The sequence below is a fragment of the Xenorhabdus siamensis genome, assembly GCF_037996745.1.
GTDB classification, from domain to species: Bacteria; Pseudomonadota; Gammaproteobacteria; order Enterobacterales; family Enterobacteriaceae; genus Xenorhabdus; species Xenorhabdus indica.
Genome location: NZ_JBBMXE010000020.1, coordinates 13,174 through 31,875 on the forward strand (window position 1 = coordinate 13,174; position 18,702 = coordinate 31,875).

The window sequence follows — 18,702 nt, forward strand, 5'->3', positions numbered from 1 at the left end:
TTCCCTCTTATCGCTCCAAAATATCTAATTGATCCCAAATCTCGTCGACACGGGTCCGGATTTTATCACTCATAACTATCGGACGCCCCCACTCCCTTTGTGTCTCTCCCGGCCATTTATTTGTTGCATCCAATCCCATTTTTGAACCAAGCCCAGAAACCGGTGATGCAAAATCGAGATAGTCGATAGGTGTATTTTCCATTAAGACAGTATCCCGTTGCGGGTCCATTCGCGTCGTTATTGCCCAGATGACATCGTTCCAATCTCGCGCATTAATGTCATCATCGCAGACAATAACAAATTTTGTGTACATAAATTGTCGCAGATATGACCAAACCCCCATCATGACTCGCTTAGCATGCCCTGCATATTGTTTTTTCATCGTCACGATAGCAAGCCGATAAGAACACCCTTCCGGTGGTAAATAAAAATCAACAATTTCAGGAAATTGCTTTTGTAGAATTGGTACCAGCACTTCATTCAATGCTACCCCCAATATAGCAGGTTCATCCGGTGGACGCCCTGTATAAGTGGAGTGATAGATGGCATCACGGCGCTGAGTAATGTGTGTGACGGTCAACACTGGGAACATATCTACTTCATTATAATAACCAGTGTGGTCGCCATATGGCCCTTCTGGCGCCATTTCTCCCGGCTCGATATACCCTTCAAGGATAATCTCAGCACTAGCAGGCACTTCCAAATCATTGGATAAACATTTCACTACTTCTGTTTTATGTCCACGTAACAGCCCGGCAAAAGCATATTCAGACAACGTATCAGGGATAGGGGTGACGGCTCCCAAGATTGTGGCAGGATCAGCTCCCAGTGCAACAGCAACGGGGAATCGTTCGCCTGGATGTGCCTGACACCATTCCTGAAAATCAAGCGCACCACCACGGTGTGATAACCACCGCATGATAAGTTTATTTTTCCCCAAAACCTGCTGACGATAGATGCCCAGATTCTGACGCTCTTTATTTGGCCCTTTGGTTACAGTCAGCCCCCATGTTATTAGAGGAGCGGCATCTTCGGGCCAGCAGTGCATCACAGGAATACGGGTCAAATCAACTTCAGCCCCCTCCCAGACCTGTTCCTGACAAGGCGCAGAACTAAGACGCTTAGTTGGCATATTCAAAACTTGTTTGAATTTTGGCAGCTTATCTACCAAGTCACGAAAACCTTTCGGTGGCTCAGGCTCTTTAAGAAAAGCCAGTAATTTGCCAACATCGTGCAGTGCCTTAACATCATCCTGTCCCATTCCCATTGCAACCCGTTTAGGTGTACCAAACAGATTACATAAAACCGGCATTGAATATCCTTTTGGATTTTCAAACAACAAAGCAGGACCACCGGCACGAAGAGTACGATCCGCGATTTCTGTCATTTCCAGATAAGGATCAACTTCCATACGAATTCGTTTTAATTCACCAGATTGCTCCAGCAGGGAAAGAAAGTCTCTTAAATCGCGGTATTTCATCTTATTTAATTGTACCGATTTGCAAGGAGGGAGAGACATTATAAGCCTTCCCATAAAGGTTACAAGGTAAACCCATAACCTACTAAAAATCAATGAGTTTATTGTAATCTTGTGGATTAGGTTGCTGGGATACAATGAAACATTACTCAGACTCCACCTGTTTATCAAATTGTTCAGAAAACTCTACATTACGCCGAAAGATTTTAAACCTTCCATTTCTGTCACTAAAAAATAGTACTATTCTTGTAGCATGGATTTCTTCGATATACCTATTGATATAATTCAATTGATTTTAATAGCAAATCCTTTGTTGGTTTCATCTATAAAAACAAAATAAATTCATAAACATACATAAAATTGGTCAATGTACAGTTAAATGCTATAAAACATGAACTTTTACTGGTAACAAACACCTACTGGTTATAAAACCATGTTTTCCCCCCTAAACGCATTTTCACTTTATAGGTGATCCTTGTATATCAGTTTTGTTATGCTTCACTTTATAGATGATCCTGGTATATCGGTTTTGTTATGCTAAGTACATTGTGTAATGGGGTCGGAATATTATGGGAAACTGGTATCTTCTTTACTGTAAACGCGGGCAAATCTCTCGGGCGATAGAAAACCTGGAGCGACAGGAAGTTATTTGCCTGACACCCACAGCCAAAATTGAAAAAATTGTTCGGGGTAAAAGGGCAACCGTAACCGAACCCCTCTTTCCGAACTACCTCTTTGTGAATTTTGATCCGGAGGTTATTCATACCACTACCGTCAATTCAACACGTGGAGTCAATCATTTTATCCGCTTCAGCACGTACCCAGCTATTGTTCCACAACAGTTAATTGATGAGTTAATGAGCGCAACTGAACAGGAGTTTACTGCACCAGAAACCCCTGTTTCTGGTGATACAGTACTGATAACTGAAGGTATTTTTGAAGGTATTCAGGCCATTTATAATGAACCGGATGGAGAAACCCGTTCGATTCTTCTGTTGAATATACTCAATAAAGAAGTCTCCAAGGTGTTGGATAATAAACAGTTCATTAAAGTCTGATTCAATTGAATTCTTCTCAGACCGTCATAAATACCTCCATTTTTGAGTAGGAGCTATTTATGACGGTTTTTCTCATCAAGCATTAATCACATAGCTAAACTACCAAATCCAAATATAGTTGTGATTGGAGGATTTCAGCCTGCGATATTTGGCTCTTCACACCAGGAGAGTCATGACAACTAATATTTTTACTTACCCGGCAATTAAGCAAGGTAAAAAATCATGACAACAGTCACATTTTCACACGCCATGAAACCTGTTACATGAATAATAAGCTCTTCTCACATTCCATCTGAAATGAATTAGTTATCCTCGTATGAATAAGAATATTTTCGTTTGAAGATCAATTAATCAACTGAAGTTATAACAAAAAATATCCAATAATTATTAAAGGTTATATAATGAGTCAAATCACTCCTCAGTTAACAAATATGTGGGATAAAAGTCATGAATCATGGTCTGTAAAAGATAAGAAACTCCATCTCATATATGCAAACAAGGTGTTTATTAAATTAAATAATTTGTCTGACGATTTTGATGTGACAGGGTATACTGAAAAAGAATTACCTACACCATTTAACCATCTTGTTCATCTCTTTGAAGAACATGATCGTCAAGTCTTAACATCCATGCAACGAGTATCATCTATTAGTTCTTATTTCCAATACGAATCAAAGCAACTAAGACCCTATTTTTGCGAAAAATACCCATTAATGAGTGAAGAGAATAAATGCATCGGGATCGTTTGTCACATTAAAGAAATAAACCATTTTTCAGTACATCACTATATCAGAAATGATATTACAGCGTCCATTAACCTCAACCCTCCTAACAATATATTAACAGAAAAAGAATGGATAATAGTATTTCTGTTCTGCCGAGGTATCAGTAATAGGAAAATTGCTAATGAATTAAAAATATCATGTCGTACATTAGAAAGATATTTTAAAAACATCTATGAAAAATTTTCAATAAATTCAATGATTGAATTAAAAACTCTTTGTGAAAGAAACAATTATGATTTATACATCCCACCAAAATATCTTAAATCTATAGACTATACTTTTCTACATCCAATGAATTTCAAGATGCAGCGAGACAATAAGGGAGAAAATTCCTGGGAGCATAGATAACTATGTGACATAGATAACTATGTGATCAGAATATTACACACTTTAAAAAGCGATTTAAATAACTGAAGAGATAAAACTCTCATTCTATCATTAAACTATTCGCTAGATCCGAATATATGTTACTCGCCTGAAATAAAGGCCACAAAACATTTCATGATCATCGGAATAAATTGGGATATGATCCGACCTCATATTTAGCTTGCATAACTGCTAGGGAAAGAGCAATGGCCACTATGAAAGATGTCGCTCATAAAGCTGGAGTATCTGTAGCCACTGTCAGTCGTGTTATTAATAATACAGTTTATGTTGAACCAGGTACACGTGAGCGTGTAGAAAAAGCCATGCGAGAATTAAACTACCACCGTAATTCCGCGGCACTTGCATTGGCACAAAGGTGCGGCAATATGTTGGGGTTACTGACTGGTAATTTAGCTGATCCATTTTTTTCTCTTTTGTCTCGGGGAGTTGAAAAAATCGCTCGAAAAAAAGAAACCAAACTTATGGTTTGTAGTGGCGGGCATCAAGCTGAACTCGAAAAATCTGCATTGGATTTTTTAATCAATCAAGGATGTGAAGCAATAGTAGCCTATGTCAGTAGAATGAGCGAAGCCGATATATTACGTTATGCAGCTCACACTCCAGGATTAGTGGTTATTAATCGATATCTTCCCGCCATCGCTAACCGATGTATCTGGTTAGATAATATCAGTGCTTCTCAGACTGCTATCAACTACCTTCTCCAAAATGGTCATCAAAAAATTGCTTATATAACAGCAGACTTACCAATTGATGATAGAAAACACCGTTTGGAAGGATATTATTCTGCAATGGCTAATGCGGGTATCACTGTACCCAGCGGTTGGGTTATCAGTGTTCCATTTAACGAAAAAGGCGGAGAACAAGCAGCAGAAAAGCTCTTAGACAGCGGCATCAACTTTACCGCAGCAGTTACATTTAATGATGTGATGGCTGCTGGAATGATGCGCTCCCTACATCGGCGGGGAATTCGCTTACCAGAACAACTATCGATAATTGGCTTTGATAATATAGTTACAGCCCAATATCTCTATCCTCCCTTAACTACCATACGCAACCCAATTGAACAAATGGCTCAACGGGCTACTAATCTGGCATTACAACTTAGCGCCAAAAAAGAACCGATTCCACAAATGAATATGTTTTCCGCAGAACTCGTCATCAGAGATTCTGTTCTTTTAATAAAATAGATTTTATTTCAACACCCTACATAAAATTGGAATTTTCAAATGGATGACAAGAAAAAAATTAATCTGGGACTCGCTATCTTACCAATTGCATCAATGCTCTTACTGCTAATTATTGGCTATGGTCAATTTAATCTGCGTATCGAATCCTTATTACTTATCTCCGCCGTAATAGCAGCAGCCCTGGCATATTGGCAAGGCTATCGCTGGGATGACATTATGGATTCTATTGTGGCAAAACTAGCCAAAGCTATGCCAGTAATAATGATACTGATTTGTGTCGGAGGTCTAATTGGCACCTGGATGTTCAGTGGAACTATACCTTACATGGTATATTGGGGACTAAAATTGATTAGCCCTCAATACATACTGATTGCTGCCTTCTTTATCACAAGCTTGATTTCTGTTTGTACCGGTACTTCATGGGGCGCAGCCGGAACAGTAGGAGTTGCTCTAATGGGAGTAGCGGCCGGCCTTGACGTATCTTTGGCCGCCGCGGCAGGCGCGATTGTTTCAGGGGCGTATTTCGGTGATAAAATCTCGCCGTTATCTGACTCAACCAATTTTGCTGCAATCGTGGCCGAAACTGATCTTTACAGTCATATTCAGCACTTAACATATACCACTATTCCAGGCTTTGTTTTAGCTGCTATTGTTTACTTTATCGTCGGCTATACAGATTTAACGGGTAGTACAATTCCCCCAGAAAAAATCACAGAGATCATACAATCTCTTGAAAGCCTGTATAATTTCAATTTATTGCTGATCTTGCCACCGGTATTAGTTTTATGGGGAGCTATAACAAAACGTCCGGTGATACCAACCATGTTGGCTGCCTGTGCATTAGCTATTGCGATCGGTATAGCTCTTCAAGGATTCACGCTTAAACAAGGGTTTAACGCGCTAATTGATGGTTTCAACCTCTCAATGTTCTCCGAGCAAGGACATAATATCACTGGTATCGTTAGTGATATCCCCCGCTTACTTAATCGCGGTGGTATGTCCTCAATGATGGGGACTATACTGCTTATACTTTGTGCATTCGCGTTTGCCGGCGCTTTAACACTCACTGGCGCACTAACTATCATCATCAACCAGCTTCTGAAAGCTGTTCATACAACCGGCCAACTCATTGCCGCAACTTTAACCACAACTATTGTGGTAACAGGCGCAACTTGTGATGGAAAACTGGCCCTTCTTATCCCGGCTGAACTATTCAAAGGCGCTTATCACCGGATGGGACTGGACAACAAAAATCTATCACGCACCATAGAAGATGGCTGTACGGTTATCGAACCTCTGCTTCCCTGGACTTCTGCTGGCATTTACATGGCTACAACGCTCGGAGTCAGTACGCTAGAGTTACTGCCTTGGGCAATCCAGTGCTATACCGCCATCTTTTTTGCCCTCATTTATGGCTTTACTGGTTTTGGTATTGCAAAAATCCCCTCCGAAAACTCTCGGAAGAAAAAGGAAACACAACGTGAAATCATATGATTTCAACCAGATAATCGATCGCCACAATACAGGTTCTATTAAGTGGGATTTTTTAGATCGTTATCTGCAATTAAACACAAATGACCTTCTGCCAATGTGGGTATCGGACTACGATTTTCAGTGTCCAAAAGAAGTCCAGCAAGCCCTATCGTCCCGAATCGATCATGGCATTTTCGGTTATAGTGAACGCGACGATCTTTACTATCAGGCAGCAATAGACTGGTTTGCAAAACGCCATAAACTAACCTTGCTCCGGGATTGGTTTACTTCTATAGAAGGTGTCATACCTGGGTTAGCTTTATTGATACAAATGTTGAGTAAACCAGGAGAGGGGGTTGTTATACAGGGGCCTTACTATTCTTCGTTTGCCAAAATTACTACTATGAACGGCAGAGAAGTTATTGAAAACCCACTTATTGAAACCCCAGAAGGGTATAAAATTGATTACGGTCACCTAAAACATATCTTGGAGCAACACAGGCCTCCGCTGTTATTGCTATGTAATCCCCATAACCCTACTGGTCGCTGTTGGGATCGTAACGAATTACTCCAATTATTAATACTTTGTAAAAAGTACGGTACAACAGTGCTTTCCGATGAAATCTGGGCGGATTTAACGTTACCTTGGGGGAAATTCACCTCAATATTACATCTGGATAGTGAATGGCATGAGCATGTTATTGTTGCCACTTCATCAAGTAAAACATTTGGGCTCTCATCACTGCGTATCTCAAACTTTCTCATTCCAAATCCGGCAATTCGGCAAGCCTTTAATGATCGGTTGAATGCTCATGGGCTAGATGTGTTCAATTCATTATCTATGGCTGCGGCTACTGCTGCTTACCAATATGGTGAGATATGGCTTGATAACCTCTTGGATTATCTGGCTGAAAATCGTATTTGGTTAGAACAGGCGTTAGCATCTTCTGCTCCTTGGTGCCGAATAACCAAAGCAGAAGGTACATATCTGGCCTGGCTGGATTGTCGAGATTTAGACTTAGATGATAATGCGTTGCAACAAGTATTAATACAAAAAGCCCAAGTAGCTGTTTCAATGGGATGTAGTTTTGGTGATAGAGGAAAAGGATTTATCCGAATTAACCTAGGCTGCCCCCGTCAGTACCTAGAAAAAGCAGTCGCAGGTTTGTCTGAATTAGCTCCTGTAAAATAAAAAAACAAAGTGTTAATAGCTCTGTTTTAATCCTATTAACATACCTGAAACTTTTCTTGTGAAAAGTTTCAGGTTATTAGTTTCAGTGATCTTTGTATAAAACTAAAGTAGTAGAAATAATCTTACCCCCCCTTATATTGATTAATTAATTACAACCCTATTTTTATATTTTATTTATATTCATTTTTATATTTTTTAAAAAATTTCCCTGGAGTTAGTGCTGGTATAAGATACTAAGATATCTATACTAGGACATTAATCTCCTTTGATAACAACCAAATATTCTCAAATTGGGAATATTATATATAGTTATCAAATATTCACGCATTAATTCTGTCAGTAAAAGTAGAACAATAAACATCCATGTTGATTCTTTTATATCCAACGGGATACTTAAAAAGTTTAATCATTTTCGGAAACGTTGGAAGCGTATGAAATACTTTAATGAGGATATTTTACCTTAAGGTAAATAAAGCATATAAATTTTATGCTATTACCATTTCATTAGGTTAATAAAATTATATTCACGTTAAATTTTAAACTAATGTAATAACTTCAATATGCAATGGTGTTTTTTATATTAAAAACCCTATAACAAAATTAATAAATGTATAGGTTTTGACTAGCTAATTATTGTTCTATATCATGCAGTTAATCCATTCAATCCATCATCAAAAAATCAATTAATATACTACTATAATAATTAAATAGTTAGCCTATAAAATATGAAAAAATCAAATAATATTACTCCGCAATTAATTCATATGTGGGAAAAAAGCATTGATCCCTGGGGAGCTAAAGACCTCCAATCAAATTTTATCTACGCCAATTCTGCCTTTTATCAACTATTCAATCTACCTAAAGATTTTAACATTACAGGGCTTAATGTAAGCGAATTACCTTCACCCATTACGGAATATGAAAAGGAATTCCATTATCAGGATAAAAAGGTTATGCAAACGATGCAACGCGTAACTACAATGGAAACTCATTTATTCGGAAAAGACAAAATTAAACAATCGTATCTTTGTGATAAAGATCCACTTTATGATGACAAAGGTAATTGTATTGGTATCACTCTTCATTTATACAAAATCCACAACTTTTCTGCTTCTTATTATTACGATAGAGTTACACCAAAAACGTTAGAATTCGTACCTCCCAATAATATACTGACACAAACTGAATGGGAGGTTCTATTTCTACTTTTACGTTCTCTGGATGAAAATAAAATCGGCAAAGAATTAAACATAACGACGAAAGAAGTTGTTAATTATATACTATCCATTTATCAAAAATTTAATCTTTCAAGACATGTAAATCTGAAAGAATTTTGCAAAGAACAGAATCTTGAACACTATATTCCTGAAAGACACCTCACTATTGGTAGTATAGGATTAAGTTGATCATATTATTCAAGCATAAAAAGGAATATTGATATGAGTAAGAAGTCCATCATTTCACCGCAAATAATTAATACACTAGCAGCAAGTAACGATCCCTGGGGAATAAAAGATAAAAACTCATGTTTTATTTATGGTAACAAAGCATTGAATGCGATTAAAGGATTTTCTGATTCATTTGATTTTGAAGGATTTTATGATGACGAGCTTCCCTGGGATGGTGCTGAATTTGCAGAAGCATATATTCACCATGACCAGAAAGTAATGGCTGAAGAAAAATCATATGTTTCACTCGAAACCCATATTTGGGGAGAAACGAAAACATTATCGTCTTACTTCTGTGAAAAATCACCTATTTATCATGAAAATGGTGACTGTATAGGAATTATATACCACTTATGGAAAGCCCAAGATTATTCATTAACCCGCTTATATCATGGAAAACTTCCTGCTTCTATCATGTTTCAGCCACCTACTCATTTATTTACTCAACGAGAATGGGATGTCATTTTTCTCTCTTTGCATAAATATACTAGCAAACAAATTGGTAGAATATTAAATATCTCCTATCGTACTGTTGAAAATTATACAGCACAAATATATAGAAAAGTTGGTGTTAGCTCCGCTCAACAATTGGAAGAATACTGTCGATTAAATAATTTCGATCTCTATGTACCTGAAAGGTTTTTACAACCTGAAAGCCGTATTTTCATTTGAATTTCAAATACTGGCAATACTCACAACAGAAAGTAATCAGGCTGAATTATAGCTCTATATTACAATGAAAATTTCTAAAAATACGCAACAGTATTAATACTCATATCGAATGTCCGTGTAATGTCACGGATATTGATCTTAAAGAGGATTACCATTATTTCCCCAAAATATCTTTATTTTTATAAAGAATATATTTCTTCTGCTATTGCTATTTAGGATCTTTTCTGCCAATCAGATGTTTTACCTCTCGCCAGCTAGCAAAGTAGCACTATTAAATAAACTGTTTTTCAACCAATAAGTGATCTGCATTCCATTTTTGCAATCTGATGCAAATTTGCATTGATCATTCTTTGATCGCGACCTATTTATTGTTCAACAATTTAAAACAATTACACAACAATCCATGCAATTTAAACCAACAATAGAACAACACTTCATTTATCCAAAGGGGAAGTAAAAGATGCAGTACACAATCAATTTCTGGCCCTTAATCGGGATCGCAGTCATCATAGTCGGTTTTATTCTGAGGCTTAATCCTGTTTTAATTGTAACAATTGCAGGGCTGGTTACTGGGTTAGCCGCTGGTATGCCAATTCTCGATATTCTGGAAAAACTCGGCTCCGGGTTTCTTAATACACTGAATCTATCTCTGACGATTTTACTACCCTTAGTCATCATCGGCCTGCTGGAAAGGCATGGGTTAAAAGAACAAGCCCAACGTACAATTGCCCATATCAAGAGCGCCACAACAGGACGTCTATTGATCATCTATTTATTTATACGTGAAACCTCTGCTGCTCTGGGATTAACCAGTCTGGGTGGGCATCCACAAATGGTTCGTCCACTGTTAGCGCCTATGGCAGAAGGGGCTGCCGAGAATCAATATGGTGATTTGCCTGACCATGTCCGTTACCGGATCCGTGCTATGTCCGCTGCAACGGATAATACCGGATTATTTTTTGGTGAAGATATTTTTGTCGCTTTCGGTGCTATTATCTTTATGCATAATTTTATGCTGAACTCCGCAGGCATCCAGACTGAACCTCTGCATATCGCCATGTGGGGTATTCCGACCGCTATTTGTGCTTTTTTAATTCATTCAATTAGGCTATATCGCCTTGATAATCGGCTTGCCAAAGAAATTGCTTCCCTGAACCATGCATCTTTAAACCCGATAAAGCAGGCCAGTAAGGAGGCAAGATAATGTTTCAATTACAGTATCTCTACTATTTAGCGGGTGTTATTTTACTTATTATTACTGTGATGTCCTGGCGCGATAAAGCCAATCCCCGTCGCTTGACTACCGGCCTATTTTGGGGACTTTATGGCTTTATTTTTCTATTGGGAGACTGGAGCTACCGTCTGTTAGAGATCTGGATCAGCAACGAAACTCACGCGACAGAACTGTTCATATCGGAGTAGGAATGCTGGTGGTTGTAATGGCTTTGCTAGCTGGGTTTGGTGGAGTACGTTTAGGTAATTACCACCAATCCACACCAAAACAGCGGCAGGAAAGTGCAGCTCGTCTTGGCAATCGCTTATTTTTACCTGCTCTGCTTATTCCCGTTATTACTATGATTGGCGTGCTGCTGTTCAATCATGTCCCAGGCTTAGAACAAGCAATTTTCGGCGAAGGTAACCATACGACGCTAGTCACACTGTTTTCTATTAGCCTTGGCTGTCTGATCGCATTGGTCATCGCCATATATATCACCCATGAAAAAATCATGCAGCCTATGCAAGAAACTCGCCGATTATTGGACTCTATCGGCTGTGTGTTCATTTTACCGCAAATTCTGGCAACTCTCGGATTATTGTTTACTGCCGCAGGAGTGGGCACGATTATTTCTCATCTGACAGAGAGTTATCTGGCTGTCGATAACCGATTTATCGCTGCAATGGCTTATGTATTTTGCATGGCGTTACTGACCATGATCATGGGAAATGCTTTTGCTGCTTTTCCCATTGTGACAGCGGGGATTGGTATTCCTATTCTGATCTTGCAACATGGAGGCAATCCGGCAGTGATGGCAGCAATCGGGATGTTTTCCGGCTATTGTGGTACGTTGATGACACCCATGGCAGCAAATTTTAATCTCGTCCCCGCCGCGCTATTAGAGTTACCTGATCGAAATGCCGTTATTAAGGCACAAATTCCTACGGGATGTATCTTGCTGATTACCAATGTTTTTTTGCTCTATTTTCTGATGTTCATATAAAACAATTAGTTATAAATACATATTTATAAAATAACGACAGGAAACAGCTATGAAAACAATTTTAATCACTGGGTTTGAGCCTTTTGGGAACGAAACCATCAATCCTTCATGGGAAGCAATAAAACCACTGCAAGGCAACCAAATTGCCGATGCAAGTATTGAAACTCAGCAACTCTCCTGTATTTTTGATACTTCACTGGAACAGCTTTACGCCGCCATTGATAAGCATCAGCCGGAAATGGTGATTTCCGTCGGGCTGGCAGGAGGCAGGCCAAATATCAGTGTAGAGCGGGTTGCAATCAATATCAACGATGCCAGAATTGCTGATAATGCAGGTAAACAGCCAATTGATACCCCGGTTATTGCCGGAGGGCCTGCGGCTTATTTCTCCAGCCTCCCTATCAAAGCAATAGTCAATGAACTGAAGACAACAGGTATTCCAGCGTCTGTCTCTCAAACAGCCGGCACTTTTGTCTGTAACCATGTGATGTATGGCTTATTACATTATCTGTCACATAAATACCCTGCTGTTCGTGGAGGATTTATCCATGTTCCTTATTTACCGCAACAAGCAGCAGAGCATATAGAGATGCCAAGTATGTCTCTGGAAACAGTGACTATCGCATTGAAAACAGCCATTGAAATAGCCTGGAAAAATAAATCGGATATTGTTGTGACAGGTGGTACAACTCATTAAGTTTGCCACTACGTTGTATGCCCTCTATTTCAAGCTGCAGCTTTGATTGGCTGCAACTTGAGGCTTATAAGCTATACAGGTTTTTAGGGATCAAGTGTGAAAATATAAACATTAATCCGACCAGAACAAGGACAATAATAAACCCTTTTTCGTTAAATATATCCATTGAGATACCCGTCATTAAAGGTCCCATAAGACTGCCAATGCTCCAAATAATGCCAAATAGAGAATTTATAGTAATTAGTGTCTGGCCTGAATATTTTTTCCCTGCTCTCACTAATGATAAGGTATAAATCCCGCCACCGAATGCTCCCATGATGATAATATCAAGCCATAAAAATATAGAATTTACAGTAAATGGTAATGCTAATAAGGTAAGAATAAAAACCACTCCACAAATAATATGCATTCTTTGATGATTAGTTTTATCTGCAAGCCACCCTATAGGAACTTGAAAAATTGCATCACCAAGAAAAATTACTGTTATCAGAGTAATGGTGACTTTTTCTTGAATTCCCAATGAAAAACCATATAGTGGAAACATGGATAATGTCGCTGCATCAAAAAACGAAAAACAAAAAACACCAATCATAAGACAGGGCGCAGACATAATTAATGGCAAGGCAGAATATTTTATTTCTTGATTTTTTTCTGTCCGTTGTGATAAGGATGCTGAAGGATTTATTAAAATAATTACAATACAAACAATGGAGAATAAGCTCAGTAATGTTGCAGGAATAAGTGAGATAATACCAACGATAGAAATCAATAATGGCCCCAGTAATTGACATCCGGTAAATACTGAGGTGTATAATCCCATCAATGTTCCTTTATAGTTATCACTAGCATTATCGCTGATCCAGGATTCTCCAACCACCACAATGATACCACAAGCAAACCCCATCAAGAATCGGGGAATAGCAAGGTAATATACTTGGTTTATGTAAGTGGAAAATAAAGTAGAAACGGCAAGTAATAATAAAACAAAAATCAATAAATTATTTAATTTAAATAAACGAGTCAATGTTGGAATAATCATAGAAGAAATCAGCATTCCCACCGCAGGTAATGCTGACACTATACCCAAAGTCGTTGAAGCGTGATTTTGTCCTGCCAGCTTTAAACTGACCATTGGCAATGTATATCCCATTGCTAATCCTACGAGAGATGCTCCCAATATAATGGATACCATATATGATTTATTAATGCTGGCAGTCATTTTTACTTTTTTACCTGTTGTACGGTTCAACCAAATACTGATATATATCCCTTTGCGGCAATGTACTTCCATTAATTCTATTACCATCATACCAAAGGCATGATGCAGCGGGTCCCTGTCCACCATATGGAAGATAACCATGTTCCTCCAAATGTAAATCAGTATTGTGGAGAATACTATCCGGTAAGTGTAACTTTTTGCTTAATTCATAGCTAATATAATCGCTTGTACCAAATAAAGAAATGTACATAGCATTAGCAGAGTAACTTGGATGAGAAAAATAATCTATTAATTCTTGATCTAGCTGATATCTTTGCAAAAAGAAAACAGGAGCAAAAAACTCTTTGTAATTACCGCCTAAAACGAGAGGTTTTTCAAATACAGTCGGTTTTATCATACCATTTATAGGATTTATTTCTCCACCATAGGTACAATAACTTCTGTTCATTTTAAATATTGATGCAATCTTTATACTGTGATCAATATCACTGTTAGGGCCTACTATATTTTCATAATCAGAATAAGGACCTACTTTATCTTCAATTCCTTTCAAACTAAAAATTAATTTATCCTTAAACACATCATATATATCATTGTGTACCAATATAGAATTGGGACCGGCACAATCTTGCCCTTGATTATAGAGCACAACTCGTTTGGCACTTTCGATAGCTAAATCTATATCCGCATCCTTTGATACAATAAGAGGATTATGTCCTGCCCCATTTAAGATAAACAATGTGTTTTTTCTAAAATGTTTGCGAACTTTAATTGCATTCTCTGGTGTACCGGTAAAAATAACAGCATCGGTTATTTTTACTCTTTTACTTAAAAATAACTCTTTATCTTCATAGGAAACTGAAAATGATTCAGATATTTTCGATAGATCAATAACATTTTCAAATTTTTTATAATGGGGATGCATCGCTGTAGGTGGACGAATACAAATATTTTCAGCCATAAGAGAAGGTATAAAACCAAAACACACAGAAGCATAAATTGGTTGGTTCAGAGGAAGAAATGATGTAATGCCGTAGACTTTCTTTTGAAAAAATTTTTCGTTTTTTTCAATATTTTCTAAAAGATCTACTGCGCGATAAATCTCATCTTCAGTGACGATTTTACATTGGTATTCAGAAAAAGCGTCAATTAGGGAGCTTGTCTGTTTTTTCAACTCATGAGATAAAACATTACATTTTTCCCTAATTTGATGAAAATTAATTTCACCGAATAATTTTGTCATATGTGGTTTTTCATCCTTATACAAATTTCTTACAATAGATGATTCTGTTTTTATCGCACCACTTTCTTTTGTTTCATTTTCTTTTTTTATTTTTTGTGGATTATCAAAACATTCAATTATTTCTTTTATATCATTTACTGCTATCCATGTCTTTATTCTTGGGCCACAGATATCACCAAATAACCCCCTATAAAGTAAATTCCATATTTGTGGTTTATCCTTTTCTGGGAAATGATTTTCGTAGGTATCAAATATAAGTTTTATTATATCTTCCTTACAAAAGTATTTTCCTGATTTTATCGACTCTGTGATAACAGAAAAATACTGCTTCTCTTTGTTTGTTGTTAACCCTCTGTTATCATTTTTATTGGTTTTTAAGTAATAATTATAGCTAATTGTTAGTTCATTTTCCGATATAATTTCCCCATCTCTTTTATATAAATCAAGAAATTTTCTTGCTGATGCAAGGCTGGTTGGCTTTGATGCTTTTAATATCCTGGATATCTTTAAAAAAGATAAGCGTTTTTTATTTTTGTTCAAAATATTTACTTGATCATTCAATCCAGGAAACTGTTCTATATAAAATCTAGTGGCTTTTTTAGGATCTTTTGATAAATAAATTTGAATGGCGTCTTGTGTAAGGAGATTTCTGACATCACTCAGAGAGAAGCCATTACCTTTTGATTTAGATATTTTTTCCCCAGAAGAGTCAAGAAAAAGTCCATATTTGTAAAAACGTGGAGTAGGTTTATGTAATGCACTGAAAATCTGACGAGCAACAACTGCTGAACCTGTCAGGTCTTCTCCATGCATTTCAAAATGAATATTTCTATGCAGCAAACGCATGCTCCAGTCAGCTTTCCATTGGAGTTTAGATTTGCCATTTAATATTGAAATTGTTTGCTCTTGATCTAATATTTCATCCTGATAAAGCTCTCGAAGTTCTACACCATATTCATACCCAGGTTTATTCACTATTTCTTCTGAAGGTATATAATAGGTTATCTCTCCATCATCTGGATTTACATTTGTTATGACAATATGCTCAAGTACTTTCCCTGTTTTTTCAGAAATAGGCATTATGATGTTATATGTTCTCTGCCTTAAATAACCTGTAGACCCTTTGCATATCTGATTGATAATTGAAAAATTTCTCAGAAACACTTTAATTGTATCGTTATAGTCTCCATTACTATAAGCCAGAGAATTATTTATTATATTGCAATCTATATCATACTCTTTGACAAATTCCAATAATCGTTTTTCCGCCATCTCCGAGAATGAAGAGTATACGCCGAATGGGTCTGGAACTTTATTTACCGGCAGACCTAAATAACTTTTTAACTTTTCTGAATTAGGTACATTAGTTGGTATTCTTCTGAACGGGTCAAAATCGTCTGAAATAAGATAAAAATTAACTTTTCTACCCAATTTGTTGAGTTCTTTTTTTACTAAATTGGTACGAATTATTTCACAAAGTGTTCCTATATGAGGAATTCCTGTTGGACCAAATCCAGCACCAATATTGATTTCCTTTCCGTAGGGAATTGTATCATGTATTTCTGATGCTTCCGTAACATACCATTTCATAAATAATCAACTCCTATACGAATGATTATATATTTTTTGCAACGGATATAAACTAGATTAAAAATACGATTATTTCATCCTCAAACCATTTTCGATGAAAATAAATATAACAAAATTTAATAAGGTTGTTGTGGTTTGGATTCAACTGAAAAAAATAATACGCCTATGATTTTTGAAGTCAACGAGTTATTTGTCTTTTATTATTGTTATTTTATAAGATAGTTTATTTTTTGATAACCTGATTCGAATGAAAATTAAGAACATAAAAAGATTTAAGAAATAATTTCTAAGAAATAAAATAACAACAAATTATATTTAACAGAATTGATAATTCCTAACATCCTTCAACTAAAGAATAAGACAAATGTTAGAAGTAAATTAGCCACTGCACACAGTGGCTAATCAATTAGTTATCACTACACTAAAAATGGAAGGTTCAGAAAGGTCAATAGTTGATAAAAATTCAGCCACCAGATAACAATCACGGCAAAAATCGCTGCGATAATATCATCCAGCATAATACCAACCCCACCTTTGACGTAACGGTCAAACCAGCGAATTGGCCACGGTTTCCACATATCGAAAACGCGGAATATCACAAAAGCCGTTAAAACCCACTGCCAGTTGAGGACAGGGATCGCCATTAATGTGATCCACATTCCGATGAACTCATCCCAGACCACACACCCCGGATCTTCAACCTGCATAGCATCGGCTGCTTTCTGGCAGATAACACAGCCAATAATTGTGCCTAACAGAATAGCCAGCCAGATCCCCCATTGAGGTAACTGTACCAACAATAACCAGAATGGGATAGCAGCAACTGAGCCCATAGTGCCCGGAATAATCGGCGATAAACCACTGCCGAATCCGGTAGCCAGCAAGTGCCACGGATTACTCATCCTCAAACGGCGTTTTGCATCATCCATGAGTTCCCTCCGTTTGGTCATTCTTTTCACGCTCAGATGCCTGGCAATCTTCTACCGGCTTTTTCTCGGTTTTAAAATGGTCGAATCCTTTCAGATCCAGCTCGATCTCTTCATTATGATTAAAGTAGCGAATACCTTCTGATTCTGGTCTGATCTGCCCGATACAGCAGAAACTGGCTCCTGTATGTGCCAAAGCCATATTTAATGCACCACGGTTCAGTTCAGGCACAGTAAAGCACAACTCGTAATCTTCACCACCGCTTAATGCCAAACTTAATGCCTGCTGTGGCGGGACATATTTCTGCATCGCCTCAGAATAAGGCAGTGCATCCAGGTTAATACGCGCACCACATTGACTGGCAATCAGAATATGGTTCAGATCAGAAATCAAGCCATCGGATAAATCGATAGCAGAAGAGGCTAAATCACGCAATGCCTGTCCTTGCAAAACCCGAGGTTGTGGACGGAGATGACGCTTGAGAAGCCAGTTTTGGACTGCTGTCTCTTCGATTGTCAGGCGATCCTGCAATAAGGCAAGCCCTGCTGCACTATCACCCAAAGTTCCTGTCACATAAATCCAATCACCGTTTTTGGCACCGGTACGACGTAATGCTCTGCCAGCCGGAACCAGACCATGTACAGTCAGAGTCAAACTCATCGGGCCTTTGGTCGTATCTCCACCAATTAACTGCATTCCGTAATAGTTCAGTTGTTCAAACAGACTATCACTAAACCGCTTTAACCAATCCTCATTGATAGCCGGCAAAGTCAGCGCCAACGATGCCCAGGCAGGATCTGCTCCTACCGCAGCCAGATCGCTGATATTGACAGCCAGAGCCTTATACGCCAGATCTTCCGGCGCAATATCAGGAAGAAAATGAATACCAGAAACCAACGTATCCGTTGTCACTGCCAGCTCTTGCTTTTCTGCAACGGTCATCAGCGCACAATCATCACCAATCCCTAGATTCACATCACGTCGGCGGATAACATGGCGATTGAAATAACGTGCAATGAGGTCAAATTCACCACATGCCATAATAGAATTCCAAAAAGTGACTGACGATGTGTACATAAGGCCGGGGAAACCGGCCTTATGTTTAAAATCATCTAGTTATAATAGGGG

Annotated in this window: 14 protein-coding genes and 1 pseudogene; 10 read left to right on the forward strand and 5 right to left on the reverse strand. The window is 37.8% G+C overall.

The annotated features are described in order from the left end of the window. Nucleotides 1–7 precede the first annotated feature (7 nt). Nucleotides 8–1,480: a 4-hydroxy-3-polyprenylbenzoate decarboxylase gene (ubiD, locus tag AAC852_RS18245; RefSeq protein ID WP_340622333.1), complete on the reverse strand. Its 1,473-nt coding sequence runs from the start codon at nt 1,478–1,480 to the stop codon at nt 8–10. 566 nt (nt 1,481–2,046) lie between these two features. Here ubiD and rfaH point away from each other — a divergent pair. The 10 genes and pseudogenes from rfaH to pcp all read left to right on the forward strand — a co-directional run bounded on the left by rfaH (nt 2,047) and on the right by pcp (nt 12,595). After that, nucleotides 2,047–2,535 carry a transcription/translation regulatory transformer protein RfaH gene (rfaH, locus tag AAC852_RS18250; protein ID WP_340622210.1) on the forward strand — a complete coding sequence of 163 codons (489 nt, stop codon included), beginning with the start codon at nt 2,047–2,049 and terminating at the stop codon, nt 2,533–2,535. A 401-nt stretch (nt 2,536–2,936) separates the two neighbouring features. After that, complete coding sequence (locus tag AAC852_RS18255; RefSeq protein ID WP_340622211.1) at nt 2,937–3,668, forward strand: helix-turn-helix transcriptional regulator; 732 nt, start codon at nt 2,937–2,939, stop codon at nt 3,666–3,668. 224 nt (nt 3,669–3,892) lie between these two features. Further along, nucleotides 3,893–4,894, forward strand: coding sequence for a LacI family DNA-binding transcriptional regulator (locus tag AAC852_RS18260; RefSeq protein ID WP_340622212.1), 1,002 nt, complete (start codon nt 3,893–3,895; stop codon nt 4,892–4,894). 39 nt (nt 4,895–4,933) lie between these two features. Next, complete coding sequence (nhaC, locus tag AAC852_RS18265) at nt 4,934–6,388, forward strand: Na+/H+ antiporter NhaC (protein WP_340622213.1); 1,455 nt, start codon at nt 4,934–4,936, stop codon at nt 6,386–6,388. Continuing rightward, nucleotides 6,375–7,559, forward strand: a complete 1,185-nt coding sequence (locus AAC852_RS18270; protein ID WP_340622214.1) for a MalY/PatB family protein — start codon at nt 6,375–6,377, stop codon at nt 7,557–7,559. Before nhaC ends, AAC852_RS18270 begins: the two co-directional genes overlap by 14 nt. A gap of 725 nt (nt 7,560–8,284) precedes the next feature. Next, nucleotides 8,285–8,965 (forward strand): helix-turn-helix transcriptional regulator, encoded by a 681-nt coding sequence (locus tag AAC852_RS18275; RefSeq protein WP_340622215.1) that lies wholly within the window; start codon nt 8,285–8,287, stop codon nt 8,963–8,965. 33 nt (nt 8,966–8,998) lie between these two features. Continuing rightward, nucleotides 8,999–9,679, forward strand: a complete 681-nt coding sequence (locus AAC852_RS18280) for a helix-turn-helix transcriptional regulator (protein ID WP_340622216.1) — start codon at nt 8,999–9,001, stop codon at nt 9,677–9,679. Between the two features lie 460 nt (nt 9,680–10,139). After that, the gene (locus tag AAC852_RS18285; protein WP_340622217.1) at nt 10,140–10,883 is read left to right on the forward strand and encodes a DUF969 domain-containing protein; all 744 of its coding nucleotides are present in this window, start codon (nt 10,140–10,142) and stop codon (nt 10,881–10,883) included. After that, nucleotides 10,880–11,898 (forward strand): annotated as a pseudogene (locus AAC852_RS18290) (DUF979 domain-containing protein). The gene AAC852_RS18285 and the pseudogene AAC852_RS18290 overlap by 4 nt, the downstream one beginning before the upstream one ends. Nucleotides 11,899–11,947: 49 nt before the next feature. Beyond that, the gene (gene pcp / locus AAC852_RS18295) at nt 11,948–12,595 is read left to right on the forward strand and encodes a pyroglutamyl-peptidase I (RefSeq protein ID WP_340622218.1); all 648 of its coding nucleotides are present in this window, start codon (nt 11,948–11,950) and stop codon (nt 12,593–12,595) included. A 64-nt stretch (nt 12,596–12,659) separates the two neighbouring features. Here the strand turns inward: pcp and AAC852_RS18300 are convergent, their stop codons facing one another. From AAC852_RS18300 to thiL, 4 genes are all read right to left on the reverse strand, one after another. Continuing rightward, the gene (locus AAC852_RS18300) at nt 12,660–13,844 is read right to left on the reverse strand and encodes an MFS transporter (RefSeq protein WP_479715109.1); all 1,185 of its coding nucleotides are present in this window, start codon (nt 13,842–13,844) and stop codon (nt 12,660–12,662) included. After that, complete coding sequence (locus AAC852_RS18305; protein WP_340622220.1) at nt 13,825–16,647, reverse strand: aldehyde dehydrogenase family protein; 2,823 nt, start codon at nt 16,645–16,647, stop codon at nt 13,825–13,827. The genes AAC852_RS18300 and AAC852_RS18305 overlap by 20 nt, the downstream gene beginning before the upstream one ends. Before the next feature lie 416 nt (nt 16,648–17,063). Then, nucleotides 17,064–17,576: a phosphatidylglycerophosphatase A gene (gene pgpA, locus AAC852_RS18310; protein ID WP_340622221.1), complete on the reverse strand. Its 513-nt coding sequence runs from the start codon at nt 17,574–17,576 to the stop codon at nt 17,064–17,066. Next, complete coding sequence (gene thiL / locus AAC852_RS18315) at nt 17,569–18,615, reverse strand: thiamine-phosphate kinase (protein ID WP_340622222.1); 1,047 nt, start codon at nt 18,613–18,615, stop codon at nt 17,569–17,571. Before thiL ends, pgpA begins: the two co-directional genes overlap by 8 nt. Nucleotides 18,616–18,702: the final 87 nt, after the last annotated feature.

Bases quoted from the DNA above. Each gene is read 5' to 3' on its own strand.
- ubiD (WP_340622333.1), bottom strand. From the start codon at position 1,480: ATGAAATACCGCGATTTAAGAGACTTTCTTTCCCTGCTGGAGCAATCT.
- rfaH (WP_340622210.1), top strand. From the start codon at position 2,047: ATGGGAAACTGGTATCTTCTTTACTGTAAACGCGGGCAAATCTCTCGG.
- AAC852_RS18255 (WP_340622211.1), top strand. From the start codon at position 2,937: ATGAGTCAAATCACTCCTCAGTTAACAAATATGTGGGATAAAAGTCAT.
- AAC852_RS18260 (WP_340622212.1), top strand. From the start codon at position 3,893: ATGGCCACTATGAAAGATGTCGCTCATAAAGCTGGAGTATCTGTAGCC.
- nhaC (WP_340622213.1), top strand. From the start codon at position 4,934: ATGGATGACAAGAAAAAAATTAATCTGGGACTCGCTATCTTACCAATT.
- AAC852_RS18275 (WP_340622215.1), top strand. From the start codon at position 8,285: ATGAAAAAATCAAATAATATTACTCCGCAATTAATTCATATGTGGGAA.
- AAC852_RS18280 (WP_340622216.1), top strand. From the start codon at position 8,999: ATGAGTAAGAAGTCCATCATTTCACCGCAAATAATTAATACACTAGCA.
- AAC852_RS18285 (WP_340622217.1), top strand. From the start codon at position 10,140: ATGCAGTACACAATCAATTTCTGGCCCTTAATCGGGATCGCAGTCATC.
- pcp (WP_340622218.1), top strand. From the start codon at position 11,948: ATGAAAACAATTTTAATCACTGGGTTTGAGCCTTTTGGGAACGAAACC.
- AAC852_RS18305 (WP_340622220.1), bottom strand. From the start codon at position 16,647: ATGAAATGGTATGTTACGGAAGCATCAGAAATACATGATACAATTCCC.
- pgpA (WP_340622221.1), bottom strand. From the start codon at position 17,576: ATGGATGATGCAAAACGCCGTTTGAGGATGAGTAATCCGTGGCACTTG.
- thiL (WP_340622222.1), bottom strand. From the start codon at position 18,615: ATGGCATGTGGTGAATTTGACCTCATTGCACGTTATTTCAATCGCCAT.